Source organism: Flavobacterium chungnamense (assembly GCF_039539165.1).
GTDB lineage: Bacteria > Bacteroidota > Bacteroidia > Flavobacteriales > Flavobacteriaceae > Flavobacterium > Flavobacterium chungnamense.
This window is the reverse complement of record NZ_BAABCS010000002.1, coordinates 76,994-92,050: the sequence shown is the minus strand read 5'-3', so window position 1 is coordinate 92,050 and position 15,057 is coordinate 76,994. Positions and strand designations below refer to the sequence as shown.

Here is a 15,057-nt window from a genome sequence, read left to right as displayed (position 1 = left end):
TTTAAAATTGAAAGTAAATAAAACTCATTTGATTTCTATAAGTTCCCATGCAAAAAAGCATAAATAAAAGCACAAAAATAGTCCATTTAGAAAGTCTTACTTCTTGATTTCCTTTGGTAACATTTTTCCATTCAATTAAAATTAAAAATAGAATGGCTACACTACTTATTAGAGTCAGCAAGGCATATTTAGAATTTTTGTAAAAATAGTTAGCTGACAAGGAATGAAAATCAAACATTCCTCCAAAATATTGAAAAGCTTCTGTAATGGTATTGGCTCTAAAAAATATCCAAGCCATTGAAACCAAAACAAAAGTAAGAGCTATTTTTGAATAAGCTTTAAAATTGTATTTAGTATCAGAAATGCTGGCTCTATTTTTATTTGAAATTAATAATGGAATAAACAGCAAAGCATGTAATAATCCCCAAAAGATAAAAGTCCAATTGGCGCCATGCCAGAAGCCACTCAAGAGAAAAATCACCATAACATTGCGAAGTTGCATCGCTTTAGAACCTTGACTTCCGCCTAATGGAATATAAACGTAATCTCTAAACCAAGAAGATAGTGAAATGTGCCAACGACGCCAAAAATCGGCTATATCTCTTGAAAAATAGGGAAAGTTAAAATTACGCAATAAGTCAATTCCGAAGAGTTTGGAAGTTCCTAAAGCAATATCAGAATAACCACTAAAATCACCATAAATTTGGAAAGAAAACAAAAACATACCCATCCAAAGTTCGGTAGCTGAATGACTGGAAGAGTTTTCAAAAATTTGATTTACAAAAAAAGCACAATTATCTGCCACGACAACTTTCTTAAACAAACCCCAAATGATTTGTTTCACACCTTGAACAGCTAACTGATAACTGAAAATACGTTGCTTTTTAATTTGAGGCAACAAATGCGTAGCACGTTCTATAGGACCAGCAACCAACAACGGAAAATAACTGACAAATAAAGAATAGGTCACCATATTGCGCTCTGGCTCAATTCTGTTTTTATAAATATCGATTACATAAGACAATCCGTGAAAAGTATAAAACGAAATTCCTACCGGAAGAATGACTTCTAAGGTCCAAAAACTAGCATGAAAACCTATTTTTGACAAAGCTTCTGCTAGCGATTCTGCAAAGAAATTGTAGTATTTAAAAACACCTAAAAACCCTAAATTAATTCCGATACTCAACCAAAACCAAAAAGTTTTAAGATTTTGATTTTTAGCATCATGCATTTTCAAACCAGTAAAATAATCTAAAGCTGTTGAAAAAATTAAAAGAAACAGAAAACGCCAATCCCAACAAGCATAAAAGAAATAACTTGCAACTAAAAGTAATATATTTTGCAACTCCAAACTGCGTTTGTTTACTATCCAATAAATAGCAAAAACTATGGGTAGAAATAGTAAAAACGAAATCGAGTTGAAAAGCATTACTGAAGTAGTTTTATATGATTATCAACCATTTTCTCTAGAGAGAATTGCAAAACTTCTGGCTCTTTTTCCAAACCATTAACTATAGTGTTTTTTCCATTTAAAATGGATAGCAAAATCATTTTCAACTTAGTACTGTCTCCAACATCAAATAAGAATCCATTATTATTTTCTTTTACTAATTTCAGCACATTTCCTTGGTCATTGGTAGTAATTACTGGCAAATTACTCAACAAAGCTTCTACAACAGTATAACAGAATGTTTCGCCATGAGAAGGATGAATTAAGTAAGAATACTCCGAATATACCTCATGTAAATTGGAAATACTTCCTTTAAAAATTATTGTATTTCCTAAATCAAACTCATTAACAAGATTTTTCAAATCAGTTTCATAAGGTCCTTCTCCATATACATCAATTGTAAATGGAACATCCGATTCTTTTTTCAAAGCTGCTACTGCATAAATAACATCTTGAATACCTTTATCTTTTCTTAAATGTGAAGCAGTTAAAAATTTATTGGAAACACTAAAATCTGATTTTACTTTGAACTTTTGAATTTCCAAACCATTGCAAACAACTTTTATTCTATCTTTAATAAAAGAACCTAATTCCTTAATTAATTGATCCTTAGAATACTCAGATACTCCAACAAACAAATCGATGTACTTAGCATATAAAATTCCTTTAGTCTTTTTTTCTAAACGCTTTTTCAGAGGATACCCAGACAAAGGTCTTGGATTGTGATCGATAGCAATTATCTTAGCACTATTTCTCTTTTTAAGTTTTTTATAAAATGGAGTACAAAGCTCAATAAAATGAGTTATTACATGAGAATACTGATTATTAGAATAATTATCTAAAAAATAATTCTCAACATTTTTGTAGTTACTTGAATGCAAATTCAGTTTAGAATAACCTCCATGATTTGAGAGATTTGGAAAAAACCAATCGATTTCAATGCCTTGTTCTTTGCATTTTGCATCAAACATCCAATAAAAATAGTCCATACCACCTACTCGCTCTGGAAGAAGTTCATAGTTACACAAAACGGCTATTCTTGATTGGTTTACCCCCATGCTTTTAAGGTTTGTGCAATGCGTTTACCGGTTTCAAACAGAGGCTTACTTACTTGTAATTTAAGCAATTCCATTCTATTTTTGCCATCTAAATCTGGATTATCCAAATATGTTTTTATTGCTTCAATTAATGAAGATTCATCTTTAACAACTTTGGTAGCTTTACAATTGACTACATTTTCAATATGAGCGTAATTCAAAAAACGTTGGTCATCATACAATCCGTTTTCAAGATTTCCGAAAACAGGATTGATAACTGGTTTATCAAACTGAATAAAGTCCAAACTCATAGTAGACAACATGTTAATATTCAAATCTGAAAACTCTAGAACTGACCTCAAATCAACCACATCTTCTACAGAAGGAATTCGTTGCGTCCACAACTCTTGATGCTTATCTCTAGAAAGTGGCCACTTTGGATAATTCCATTTAATAAAAGGATATTTCTCAACAAAACTTTTAAATCGAATTGGATCTTCTGCAGGAGAAGTTCTTACTAACAAGTTTACATTTTCAATTTCATTATTTTTAATAGCATCTGCAATTGTTTGAATATAAAGCTCATCATTTTTACTCGTTGCTATATCACCACAGCTAAAACAAATAGTTTTTTTAGAACTATCTAAACCAAATTTTTGTTGGAATTCATCTTTAGTGGTTTTGTATCTATCTAAAACATAGGGTTCAAATTGTGGTGTCCCTACAACCTCGATATTTTCAGATTTGACATTGGTATAAAACTTAAGCAATTCGTTTTTCATCAAATTACTCCAAACTAAATAATAATCAAAATTAGCAGCCATTCTTCCTTTGGAAGCTAAATTATCCCAACTAAAAATAAAGGATACTGTTTTAACTTTATTTTGCTCAGCTTGATATACTAATGGAGCTATAAACGGTGGCCTTTGATGGGTAAAAAACAATAAATCAAATTTTTCATCTATCAATAAAGTGCCATATTCTTTAGAAATTAAATTATTTCTAAAAGACCTTTGTTGCAACTTATTATAAAATTGAATCCATTTTTCAGAGAAAAAATAGGACGTCCATTTATTGATTAATCTTGTAGTAAAACCTCTAGTTGTTTTAGCTTTTGAATTATTAACTCTTAAGTTATCTTGAATGCCAAAATTTCCTATCTTGTGCAAATGAAGATGTGCAAGTTCTTTGGCTTTTCTAAAAAACCAATTAATGAATTTTTCTTCATAAACTGGCAATTCAATGACTTTACATGTAACAGAATTATATGCAGACTTAGGTAAATAAGATAAAATTACAACCTCATCGAAACTTTTTTGAGCTTCATAGATAAAATCGCTCAAGATAAAATTTCTATAGCCAACGCCATCGGTAATTACTATTCCTAATTTTTTCATTTAACTATGAACCTAACTTTATAAATAAATTTCTTTGATAAGCTGTAATATCATTAATCTCCATCCAAATTTCATAATCATTCTCATTTAGTACTTTAAGAATTTTATCATACGTTTCTTTTGACATGGTTTGAGGAATGTAATATTCAAAATTAATTATTGATGGCTTATATTTTTCAAAATCAATGTTCAAAATTATTTCAGCATCGTAACCCTCAGTATCAATCTGTAACAAGTCAATATTTTTGATAGAATTCTTTTCTATTAATTCTGAAAGTGACATACAATTCACTTTTTCTTCAATAATATGTTCAGAAGCAATCTTACAATTAACATGATGACCTTTCATAAAAGATGCAATTCCTTTTGAGTATTTTGGAACTTCATTCACACTTGCAGGATTGACTCTTTGCATAATCATCTCCTTTTCAGAATTATGAATTGCTAAATTTAAAGTTTTTATTGTGGGATAATCACTATAATTTTTTTCAAGCTCTTTAAAATAATCATTAACTGGCTCTAAAATAAATCCTGAAACTTTTGTGCTATTCCAAGTGAGAAAATGATGTAATGGATCATCATTAACACCATCATTACCACCAATTTGAATAAATTCAATAGTTCCTTTTTTAGCCAATAACTTATTTAAAAGACTATCCAGAAAAACAAAATTATTTGCTTTACTAATTTTATATCCTCTCTTATAAATAAATTTTTTGAGTGAATTTTTTATTTTCTTCTTGTTTAAAAACCTCATCATTTTTTATTAAAATTACAATTACAAAATAAACCTTTTAATAACATTCAATGGATTTATTTAATATTTTTAAAATCTTTAATTTATTGAAACTAATCTTTCTTATACAATGGTAATTGCTTACTGTTAGCATCAAAATTATTTTTTATCGAATAAAATATTAATTCATCAAATATCATAGTTTTTTTTGAAAGACTAAAATATATTATCTATAGAAATAAAAAAGCTTTACATATCGGTAAAGCTTTTATTATAGTTGAAATCGTTAAAGTTCTTTAAATTGTTTTTGGTGGTTGATGTTCCAAATATCATTATTTTTTAAAGATTCTAAAAATAATTGAGCACTATTTCCTTCACCAAAGTCGGAAATGCTTTTTTGGGTTTTATGACTGATGATAAGTTCTAAGGCCTCTTTAATGGCACTTTTTTTATAATCTACATTGATAATATCAGCATGCAAAGCTCTATTTTGCTGTCTTGTCCCAATATTTATAATCGGAATTCCATAGTAAGGAGCTTCTCTAATTCCGGCACTACTATTGCCAATGATGAATTTAGATTCTTTTAATAGCGTTAAAAAATATTCAAATCGTAACGAAGGAAAAACTCTAAAACGAGTATTATTCTGCAACTTTTTATAATTATCGATAATAAACTGACTTCCCAAATCATTGTTAGGATAAATCACTACGTAATTATTATGGTCTTCTAACAAAGCTTCTACAAAATTGGTAGCATATTGATTCATTTCTGAAGCTTCAGTTGTAACTGGATGAAACATTACTACAGCAAAATCTTCAAATGGGATTTGATAATACTCTTTTACTTTTTCTAACGATGGCAAATCATCAGAAAACATAATATCAATATCCGGCGAACCAATGGTATATATTGACGAAGCTATTTCTCCCATTTGAATTAATCGTTTGGCTGCATCTTCATTAGAAACAAAATGAATGTGACTCAATTTAGAAACACTATGACGAATTAGCTCATCAACCGTTCCTGACAATTCACCGCCTTCAATATGAGAAACTAAAATATTATTTAACGAACCTACAATAGCTCCAGCCAATGTTTCTAATCTATCTCCGTGTACAACAATCATATCGGGATTAACCATTTTGCAATAGCTAGAAAGACCCTCGATGGTTTTAGCCAAAGTTAAATCCATTGTAGTTTCGTGCGTATGATTTTCAAAAGTATGAACGTTTTTAAAATTACAACGTTCTATTTCTATAAGCGTATATCCATATTCTTTTTGCAAATGCATTCCTGTAACAAAAACAAATATTTCAAACTCTTGTTGGCTTTCAAGAATAGAAATAAGTGATTTTATTTTACCAAAATCGGCACGAGTTCCAGTTAAGAATAGGATTTTTTTCATTTATTCAAAATCATTAAAATCCAATTGTTCATCATTTGCTATATCACGAGTAGCTGTTTTTCCTAATAAATCATTGAAATGTTCTGCCAAAATTTTTCCTGTTCCTGGTCGTTTTACCCAAATGTTTTCTTTGGTCAATACTTCGCCTTTTTTAATGTCAGCAATAGAACAAACCGTTGCAAAAGCAAAGTCAATAGTTACTTGCTCTTCTTTGGCTGGTTCTTTGGTTCCTCCACGCATTTGCCACATTTCATTAGAAGAAACAATCAATTCAGAAGTAGCTCTTTCATCCATACTACAAACGATATCTGGTCCGTTACGCTGCATGTGGTCTGTAAAATGGCGTTCAAGAATACTAGCTCCAAGCGCCACAGCTCCTAAACAAGCATTGTTATTTAAAGTATGATCAGACAAACCAAAAACTTTATCTGGAAAGGCTTGATTTAGTTGTGTCATTGCACCAAAACGAACCAAATGAATTGGTGTTGGATATAAATTAGTAGTATGCAATAAAGCCACCGGAATATTGTGTTTGTCAAAAATAGCTACTGCTTTGGCAACACTTTCTATGGTATTCATTCCGGTACTTAAAATTACTGGTTTCCCAAAAGAACAAATGTGTTCTAAAAGTGGATAGTTATTACATTCACCTGAACCTATTTTGTAAGCTGGAATATCAAATTTTCTTAAACGTTCTGCAGCTGCTCTAGAAAAAGGTGTCGAAATAAAAATCATGCCTTTACTTTCAACATAGTTTTTAAGTTCTAGTTCTTCTGCTTCATTTAGCGCACAACGTTCCATAATTTCATATATAGAAACATCAGCATTTCCTGGAATTACTTTTTTGGCTGCACCACTCATTTCATCTTCTACAATATGAGTTTGATGTTTAACCACTTCAACACCTGCTCGATAGGCAGCATCAACCATTTCTTTAGCAACTTGAAGCGAACCTTCGTGATTAATTCCGATTTCGGCAATGACTAATGGTGGAAAATCAGGTCCAATTTTTCTTCCTGCTATTTCTATGTATGGGTTCATTCTATTTCTTATTTTTATTTAATAAATATTCAGCATACTCAAAATCCTCTTTAGTATCAATATCTACATTGGCAAATAAATGATTTACAATGTAAGGAACTGCATTTTCAGATATGATTTTTCCTTCTAAAATCAATTTAGATTTACTAATATACAACAATCCGTTTTCAAAAAAAAGCGGTTCCAAATCTTGACTTCGTTGTCCTATTTCGTAATTGAAAGGAACAAAAGTACCATTGTTAATTTTGCCCAATTTATGATGATTTTGTGATACTGTGAATAAGCTACCTAAATTGTCCTCTATATACTTTTGAAAACATTGAGTCAATAAATTAACTGGCCGTAATGGATTGGTAGGTTGTAACAAAACCACATTTTCAACATCAGAATCAATAGTTTTTAAAACATGTTGCAAAGAGGAAATTGTTAGTTCTAAATCACCCGAAATGGATGCCGGTCTATCAATGACTTTTGCCCCATATGTCAATGCTACTTCTTTTATTTGATTGTCATCTGTAGACACATAAACCTCATCAACTATGTCAGAATTAGCCTTGGCATAAAGAATACTATGAGCCAATAAGGGTAAACCTCCTAATGGAAGAATGTTTTTCCCAGGTAATCTTTTAGAACCACCTCGAGCTGGAATTATGGCTATAGTTTTCATTTAAGTTTATAATTTTCTAGCTACTATTCCGTAACTAATTCCTTTTGCTTTGAAATCTCTTTTTTCAATAATTTTTTCGATTTTTTCTTTTACAAAAAATTTGAAACCTCCTTCATTTTGAGGTTCATTAATTATTGCATATTCCAAAATCTCAAAACCAACATCTTTTAACAGGTGTTCTACAATATGATACCATGGAGTAAACACGTGATTTTCAGCTAAATGTTTGGGTTGAAAAGAAAAAAGTGTTCCTTTTAAAAGTAAATTTAATCTATTTTTACTCCATGAAGGATTTGGAACGGATAAAATTAATATTCCATCCTTTTCAATATGATTGCTAATGTTTTTCAACCCTAATTGTGGATTTGGCAAGTGTTCTAATACTTCTAAAAAGATAACAGTTCCTGTCTTTTCTATAATTGGACAAGAATCATTTAAATCCCAAATTATTGATTTTTCTATTTTTTTAACATAATCAAAAGGTTGCCACTTCCCACCAATTGATTCAATTTTACTTTCCATAAATCCAAAACCAGAACCGATATCACTTATTGTAGAATTGGGCGATAGCGAAAAATAATTATCTAACATATCGTAAGCAAAGAAAGATCGATTTGTATATTCTTTAATTTTGTTATTCATTTGGTTTCCAAAATATTTTAGTATCTGTTATTTTTAAATAATTTTTATACTCCTCGTTTGTTAATCTATCACTTTGCTTAATTATTTTAAACAAATTTAAAAAAACATCTCCAATTGCTTGAGATATCGCTATTGTTGCTTTAAAATCACCTCCAAAAGTTTTAGTCTTTAATTGTATCCAAAATGTATAAACTATTTTTCTAGGAATGACATTTAAAGGATAAAACAGAAAAAACAAATACCATCCAGATCGGAAACTTCTTCTTAAACGCCATTGATACTCATTATTACTTTTTCTGGCTATTATATCAACACGATGATGAACTAAAACGGATGGCAAATAGTGAACTTCATATTTTTTTTTAAATAATTCTAATGAAGCAAAACTTTCCTCACCAAAAAAACCAAACCATTCAGGATAATTTGGGATTTTTTTCCAAGTTTCTATTCGCCATACATGACCACAACCTACAAAACCTTTTACACACTCAGTTTTTTCATTGAATTCTATTGATTTTGGCTTTTGTTTTCCCCAAAAAATTCGAAAAGCAATTAAACCACATTTACTGTTTTCAATAAAATGTTTTTCAATTTCTTCCAATGGATTTTCTGATAAAAAGTTAGCATCATCATCAAGAGAAATTGCATAAGTTCCTTTACATGTATTTAGCAATTTGTTTCTATTGTACAAATAACCTTTTGAAACTTCGTTTCTAATTATATGTATTTTCGGAAAATGAGTGGCTACATAAGTTGCTGTTCCATCTGTTGAACCATCATCACAAATAACAAATTCTACATCATCCCTATTTATAATAGACAACATAGAATTTAAGCTAACTTTTAAGTCAGAAAGTCTATTTTTAGTGGTTATCAGAATCGAAAACTTCATTATTGTATTATTTTTATAACTCTTGTAAAGATACCATATTAGTAAAAGTTTCAGAATTAATCAATAATTCATCATAAGAACCTTGAGCAACTATAGATCCATTTTCTACAAGAACAATTTTATCGGCTTTTTTAATTGTTGATAATCGATGAGCAATTACTATTATTGTAATTTGTCCTTTTAATGCTTCTATACTATCTTGAATAAAACGTTCTGTTTGAGAATCTAAAGCTGATGTTGCTTCGTCTAAAATTAAAATATCAATATCTTTATATAATTCTCTAGCGATTGAGAGACGTTGTCTTTGTCCTCCAGACATAACTACTCCATTATCACCTAAAACTATATCTTCTTTAAATTCTGAATTTTCTACAAACTCAGTTAAATCAACTTTTTTTATTACTTCATTAAATCTCTTTAAAGTACTATCGTTTTTTTCTTGCCAAAAAGTAATATTATTAAAAAGTGTATCATTAAAAACTACAGTTTCTTGAGATATAAATCCTATTTTACTTCTTATTGAATCAATATTATATGATGACATCTCGTTGTTATCAAAAAGAATTTTACCGGAGGTTGGGGTTAATAATCCGCAAATAATATTTACCAAAGTTGTCTTACCAGAGCCACTTTTTCCAACAAAGGCCAATGTAGTATTCTTATGAATATCTAATGAAATATCCTTTAAAATTTTTGCTTGATCATTGTATTCAAAAAACACATCGTTCAAAACTATTTTATCATTAAATGTTGTAAATTCTTTTCCTTCGTTTTCTTCTTTACAATTTTTAACATCAGAAATAAAATCAACATATTGTGTTATTGAACCAACATACTTTAAAAAAGCGGTCCAACTTTGTTGAACGGTCATTAAACTTCCAAAAGCTCTATAAAAGAAAAGTAAAATTATGATTAATGAATTAAACTTCCCACCTAAAACATTGATTTGGATATAAATTGCAATAACTAAAAACAATACAATTATTGGCTCCCTAATAGACATTACTTTAGCAGAAGTTTTACCAAGAACTACTAAATCTTTTTCAATATCATCTATAGTAAAGTTGATTTTTTTAAGATAACCTTTCATTAATGCAGTAGATTTCAAATATTTAAAATTTGTAATCTGTTGCATTACTAAACCAGATAATTTATTGTTCTTTTTAGCAATATCATTTGATAATTTTTCTGAATTTTTATACAATGATTTAAACAAAAATCGAGATAACCATCCACCAACAATTACAATCAAAGTAAACTTAGGATTGGTTAAAAAAGATAATCCTATATAAACTATAACAAAAATAGCGCTTTGCATAACCGAAATATACTGTAAAAAAGCACTACAGATAATATGTATTTCAGTAGTCACACTATTTTGTATAGTACCAAAATTTATGGTAACATATTTTGAATATTTTACTTCAGAAATTTCTAACAACAATTTCTTTTTTATATTTTTTATAAAGATAGATGTCGTTATTGCTCTGTAATAAACGTCTGTATATCTAAATAAGGCTTTAAACATAAAAGAGGCCAACATAATAATTAAAATTGTGTTAACCGTAGGATTTATATTAAAAAAATTGAAAACCTCTAAAAAAACATCATCGCTTTTTTCAATTGGAGCGTTTTTTTCTCTTGTTGCAATTTGAAACAAAGGAATGAAAATAGTTAAGCTAACCGCATCTACCAAGCCATATAGAAAGCTAATTAAAAAAACAAAAAAAAGTCTTAACTTTAATACACTATAAAAAAAGTGTAAATAGTGAAAGTTAGATTTTAAATATTTTGATACTAATTGCTTCAAATTGTAGTTGATTTTAATAAGAGCCAAATTTAGAAAACAAAATCTATATATGTATTTTAAATTTTTATTTATTTTGGATTACTTTTACAAAAAAATAACGTGTTTTTCTTCAATAAAAAATCAACTTATCTCAAAGAAATAATCCCTAATGATTATACCGATATTCATTCACATTTGTTGCCTGCAATAGATGATGGATCAAAAGATATTGAAGATACCTTGACATTAATAAACGAATTAAAAAAGTTAGGATTCTGTAATTTCATTACAACACCTCATGTAATGGAACACGTTTGGGAAAATTCCAAAACTAAAATTGAAGACACTCTTGTAACAACATTAAGTCACCTAAAAGGCAATACTATTGACAATCCGTTTAAAGCAGCTGCTGAATATATGCTTGACGATAAGTTTAGAAGATTATTTCAAGAAGAAAAATTATTAACCCTTAAAGAAAATTATGTTTTGGTTGAAATGTCATACATTAACGCGCCATTACAATTGTATAACATTATATTTGACTTACAAGTAGCTGGCTATAAACCAGTTTTGGCTCATCCAGAACGATACAATTTTTACCACAACAACCTCCAAGAATATAAAAAGTTGAAACATTCAGGTTGTCTGTTTCAAATCAATCTGCTCTCATCTGTGGGTTATTATGGACCAATGGTAGCCAAAACTGCCGACTATTTATTAAAAAATAAAATGATTGATTTTGTAGGTTCTGATGTACATCACATGAAACATGTAGAATCATTTAATAAAAAAATTGTTTTGAAAAACCTTGACCCATTAAAGGAAGCTTTTCAAAACAATATTTTATTTAAACCTTGATAAGGTTTATTTCTTTTTGGTGAATACTGCTTTTATTTTTTGAAAAAAGGTTAATTCTTTTTCTTCAACCCCATAGCCATAACCGTAACCATAGCCGTAACCATAACCGTAGCCGTAAGTTTTATTAACTTCTGTATCGTTAAGAACTATAGACATATTTGGCAACTTATTCTCTTTATATAATGTTTCAGCAAATTTAAGCATTCGCTTATCTAGATAATTTGCACGCATTACATAAATAAAAGCATCAGCATTTTTGGCAATTAATAAGGTATCTGTAACAACACTCACAGGAGCAGTATCAACTACTATATAATCATATTGTTTTTTAAGTTCTTCAAATAAAAGCGTTAATTTATTATTCATCAATAACTCTACAGGATTAGGAGGAATAACACCCGATGGTAAAGCATAAAAGTTAGTAAAATCTTTTACTTTTATTATGTAATTATTGATATCATCATTTGGTTTAGTCAAATAATTAGTCATCCCTTTCTGAGGCAAATCTATATATTGATCTAATTTAGGATTTCTAATATCTAAACCAATTATTAAGACTTTTTTTCCTGATAAGGCAATTGTAGTTGCTAAATTAATGGCACAAAATGTTTTTCCTTCTTTAGGTAAAGATGATGTTACAAATATAGTTTTACAAGCATTTTCAGGAACATGTGCAAGCATAAACTCCAAATTGGTCCTAATCATTCTTATCGCTTCTGCAGAGCTAGATCTACTATTAGATTGAATAATTTTTTCATTAGACTCTGATTTTGGTAAATCACCTAAGAAAGGAATAGAAACTTTGCCTTCAATATCTTGACGATATTTTATTTTAGTATCAAAGAAGTTTATTAAAAATAATATTCCAAAAGGAAGTAGTAATCCCAAAATAATAGCGCCAAGATAAAACATCGATTTCTTGAGTGAAATTGGCCCTGTTAGATAAGCATTATCAATAACTTTAGCTTTGGCAGAAGTAACCGCTAATGATATTTCTGTTTCTTCTCGTTTTTGTAAAAGATATAAATACAAAGATTGCTTTATATTTTGCTGTCTTGCGATTTCATTATAATTTCGTTCATTGGTAGGAACCTGATACACTTTTCCATTATAAAGAGAACGTTGTCTTAATAAATCTCTTTTTTGTATAGCTAAATCATTCTTTTTACTTAATAAACTTTGAATGATATTTTCTCTCAACTCCGAAATCCTCAAATCAATATTTTTAACTTTTGGATTGGATTCAGTGGCACTTTTGGATAACCTTCTCTTATCTAAAACAAGAGCATTGTATTCTGTAATATAATTAGAAGAAGTTTCTGTTGCTGTTACTACATTTGTAGGAAACAATTCGTCTTTTTTTGTTTTTCTAATTTCATCTAATAGAAAATCTCTTACTTTTAAATCGGTTTCGATAGCTAGAATTGATTTATTGTAATCAACCGCACCATCAATACTCAACCCTGCATCTGACTCTAAACTAACTAATCCTTTATCCTTTTTAAACTGTTCGGCTTGCCCTTCTACACCACCTAATTCTTTGGTAATAATGTCTAATCGGTTGTTGATAAACTCTTTTGTAAATTCTGCAACTTGATTTCTATCCCTTACAGCATCTTCATTATATTGTTCTACCAATGCATTTAAAAAATCAACACTTCTTTTAGGTATTTGATCTGTTATACCTAAATTAATAACATTGGTTTTCTCAACTGAAAATACCGTCAACCTACCTCTAAAACCATTGGCTCTTCCTTCTAAAGTTGATTTTACAACGATGATGTCAACAATACTCTCAGGTATTGGATAGGTATTCAACTTAACTATAAAATTTCCTAATATTGAAGGCACTTTTTGACCAAAACTATAGCGCTTTGGATTCTTCTTTTCAATATTCATTACTTCAAATTGTTTATTTGAAATAACTCTAATAACGAAACTTAAAGAATTCTCATTATAATCCTCTCTTTTGTCAGTGAAAATAACTTTTATTGGTGAATCACTATAAAGTTCATTAAAAACAACTCTACCCTCACTGAAATAAGAGATGTCTAAATCCATTTTTTTAACAACATCTTGAGATAATTGTCTAGATTTTAAAATAAAAATCTCATTGTCAACATTATTCTTTCCTGAGAAAATATTCAAATCACTAAAAGCAGAGAACTCACTAGTACCTCCTTTTTTTTCGTCTTTTATCAAAATGGAAGAAGCAGCTCCATATTCTACAACATAATATCTTAAATAAACAAAAGTGATAGTTAGAAGTACTAAAACACTTAATACAAACCACTTCCAATACTGAAGATAATTAAAGATTTGTTCCTTTATAGTAACTCCATTTTGTGCTTCTGAATTCGATTCTTGAGACAATAGCTTTTGCATAATTATTATTTAGTTACTAGTAAAGTAACAGTTAACAATAAACTAAAAATTGAGGCATATAATGGCAAACTTGGCAATGCAGTAGTATTAATTTTGGCTTTTCTTTGTTCAACATAGACCAAGTCATTTTGATCCATATAATAAAATGGAGAATTCACAAAATCTGCTTTAGTGATATCAACTCTATTGAAGGTTTTTAAACCTTGTATATCTCTAACAATTAAAACATTATATCTTTTTGCATATACAGACAAATCACCAGAAGCCCCAATGGCATCAAATAAAGTAACTCTATGATTATTAAATGACTTTATTCCCGGTAGACTAACATCTCCTAAAACGGTTACTTTAAAATTTAATATTTTTACATTTATAACAGGATCAATAAGATGGGTGGTCAATTTTTGCTTTAGCATGCTTTTTAACTCTTTTATAGAATAACCTGAAACTTGAATATTGCCAATAACTGGAAAATCAATTTTACCTTCATTATCAACCAAATAATTAGGTAAATTAAAAGGTACAGCTGCCTCAACCTCTTGAGTGGTTACTATGATAGACAACAAATCATCATTTTGAATTATTGGGTCATAATTGGTAGATATATTGCTAAAATCTTGTGAGCCCTGAAGATAAACAAACTTTTTTTTAGAGACACAAGAAGAAAAAAGAAACAGAAAAATTATTGTTATATAAAAGAAATAGTTTTTCATTCGAAAGAAATATAATTAATTGGTGACAAATATATTAAAAAA

Annotated in this window: 13 protein-coding genes; 1 reads left to right on the top strand and 12 read right to left on the bottom strand. The window is 29.1% G+C overall.

The window, feature by feature from the left end; translation table 11 throughout:
- Position 1 precedes the first annotated feature (1 nt).
- The 10 genes from ABD771_RS00280 to ABD771_RS00235 all read right to left on the bottom strand — a co-directional run bounded on the left by ABD771_RS00280 (position 2) and on the right by ABD771_RS00235 (position 11,080).
- Positions 2-1,429: an MBOAT family O-acyltransferase gene (locus ABD771_RS00280; protein ID WP_345088939.1), complete on the bottom strand. Its 1,428-nt coding sequence runs from the start codon at positions 1,427-1,429 to the stop codon at positions 2-4.
- Positions 1,429-2,508: a glycosyltransferase family 4 protein gene (locus tag ABD771_RS00275; protein WP_345088936.1), complete on the bottom strand. Its 1,080-nt coding sequence runs from the start codon at positions 2,506-2,508 to the stop codon at positions 1,429-1,431. The genes ABD771_RS00280 and ABD771_RS00275 overlap by 1 nt, the downstream gene beginning before the upstream one ends.
- Positions 2,499-3,884, bottom strand: a complete 1,386-nt coding sequence (locus ABD771_RS00270) for a glycosyltransferase family protein (protein WP_345088932.1) — start codon at positions 3,882-3,884, stop codon at positions 2,499-2,501. Before ABD771_RS00270 ends, ABD771_RS00275 begins: the two co-directional genes overlap by 10 nt.
- A 4-nt stretch (positions 3,885-3,888) precedes the next feature.
- On the bottom strand, positions 3,889-4,644 hold the full coding sequence (locus tag ABD771_RS00265) for an FkbM family methyltransferase (RefSeq protein ID WP_345088929.1): 756 nt from the start codon (positions 4,642-4,644) through the stop codon (positions 3,889-3,891).
- 262 nt (positions 4,645-4,906) lie between these two features.
- On the bottom strand, positions 4,907-6,028 hold the full coding sequence (gene neuC, locus ABD771_RS00260; RefSeq protein WP_345088926.1) for a UDP-N-acetylglucosamine 2-epimerase: 1,122 nt from the start codon (positions 6,026-6,028) through the stop codon (positions 4,907-4,909).
- A complete protein-coding gene (locus ABD771_RS00255; RefSeq protein WP_345088923.1) occupies positions 6,029-7,069 on the bottom strand; it encodes an N-acetylneuraminate synthase family protein in 1,041 nt (346 codons plus the stop codon).
- 1 nt (position 7,070) lies between these two features.
- A complete protein-coding gene (locus ABD771_RS00250) occupies positions 7,071-7,736 on the bottom strand; it encodes an acylneuraminate cytidylyltransferase family protein (protein WP_345088920.1) in 666 nt (221 codons plus the stop codon).
- A 6-nt stretch (positions 7,737-7,742) separates the two neighbouring features.
- Positions 7,743-8,378 carry a class I SAM-dependent methyltransferase gene (locus tag ABD771_RS00245; RefSeq protein ID WP_345088917.1) on the bottom strand — a complete coding sequence of 212 codons (636 nt, stop codon included), beginning with the start codon at positions 8,376-8,378 and terminating at the stop codon, positions 7,743-7,745.
- Positions 8,371-9,270 carry a glycosyltransferase family 2 protein gene (locus ABD771_RS00240; protein ID WP_345088914.1) on the bottom strand — a complete coding sequence of 300 codons (900 nt, stop codon included), beginning with the start codon at positions 9,268-9,270 and terminating at the stop codon, positions 8,371-8,373. Before ABD771_RS00240 ends, ABD771_RS00245 begins: the two co-directional genes overlap by 8 nt.
- A gap of 13 nt (positions 9,271-9,283) precedes the next feature.
- The gene (locus tag ABD771_RS00235) at positions 9,284-11,080 is read right to left on the bottom strand and encodes an ABC transporter ATP-binding protein (RefSeq protein WP_345088911.1); all 1,797 of its coding nucleotides are present in this window, start codon (positions 11,078-11,080) and stop codon (positions 9,284-9,286) included.
- Positions 11,081-11,179: 99 nt separating this feature from the next.
- On the opposite strand from ABD771_RS00235, the gene ABD771_RS00230 reads away from it, so the two are divergent.
- Positions 11,180-11,917, top strand: a complete 738-nt coding sequence (locus tag ABD771_RS00230; RefSeq protein ID WP_345088908.1) for a tyrosine-protein phosphatase — start codon at positions 11,180-11,182, stop codon at positions 11,915-11,917.
- A 6-nt stretch (positions 11,918-11,923) separates the two neighbouring features.
- On the opposite strand, the gene ABD771_RS00225 is transcribed toward ABD771_RS00230, so the two are convergent.
- Positions 11,924-14,302 (bottom strand): GumC family protein, encoded by a 2,379-nt coding sequence (locus ABD771_RS00225; protein WP_345088905.1) that lies wholly within the window; start codon positions 14,300-14,302, stop codon positions 11,924-11,926.
- A gap of 5 nt (positions 14,303-14,307) precedes the next feature.
- Complete coding sequence (locus tag ABD771_RS00220) at positions 14,308-15,015, bottom strand: polysaccharide biosynthesis/export family protein (protein WP_345088902.1); 708 nt, start codon at positions 15,013-15,015, stop codon at positions 14,308-14,310.
- Positions 15,016-15,057: the final 42 nt, after the last annotated feature.

What these genes read in the sequence shown, in the direction of transcription:
- ABD771_RS00265 (WP_345088929.1), bottom strand. Translation starts at nt 4,644, where the DNA reads ATGATGAGGTTTTTAAACAAGAAGAAAATAAAAAATTCACTCAAAAAA.
- neuC (WP_345088926.1), bottom strand. Translation starts at nt 6,028, where the DNA reads ATGAAAAAAATCCTATTCTTAACTGGAACTCGTGCCGATTTTGGTAAA.
- ABD771_RS00220 (WP_345088902.1), bottom strand. Translation starts at nt 15,015, where the DNA reads ATGAAAAACTATTTCTTTTATATAACAATAATTTTTCTGTTTCTTTTT.
- ABD771_RS00240 (WP_345088914.1), bottom strand. Translation starts at nt 9,270, where the DNA reads ATGAAGTTTTCGATTCTGATAACCACTAAAAATAGACTTTCTGACTTA.
- ABD771_RS00270 (WP_345088932.1), bottom strand. Translation starts at nt 3,884, where the DNA reads ATGAAAAAATTAGGAATAGTAATTACCGATGGCGTTGGCTATAGAAAT.
- ABD771_RS00225 (WP_345088905.1), bottom strand. Translation starts at nt 14,302, where the DNA reads ATGCAAAAGCTATTGTCTCAAGAATCGAATTCAGAAGCACAAAATGGA.
- ABD771_RS00250 (WP_345088920.1), bottom strand. Translation starts at nt 7,736, where the DNA reads ATGAAAACTATAGCCATAATTCCAGCTCGAGGTGGTTCTAAAAGATTA.
- ABD771_RS00245 (WP_345088917.1), bottom strand. Translation starts at nt 8,378, where the DNA reads ATGAATAACAAAATTAAAGAATATACAAATCGATCTTTCTTTGCTTAC.
- ABD771_RS00255 (WP_345088923.1), bottom strand. Translation starts at nt 7,069, where the DNA reads ATGAACCCATACATAGAAATAGCAGGAAGAAAAATTGGACCTGATTTT.
- ABD771_RS00280 (WP_345088939.1), bottom strand. Translation starts at nt 1,429, where the DNA reads ATGCTTTTCAACTCGATTTCGTTTTTACTATTTCTACCCATAGTTTTT.
- ABD771_RS00275 (WP_345088936.1), bottom strand. Translation starts at nt 2,508, where the DNA reads ATGGGGGTAAACCAATCAAGAATAGCCGTTTTGTGTAACTATGAACTT.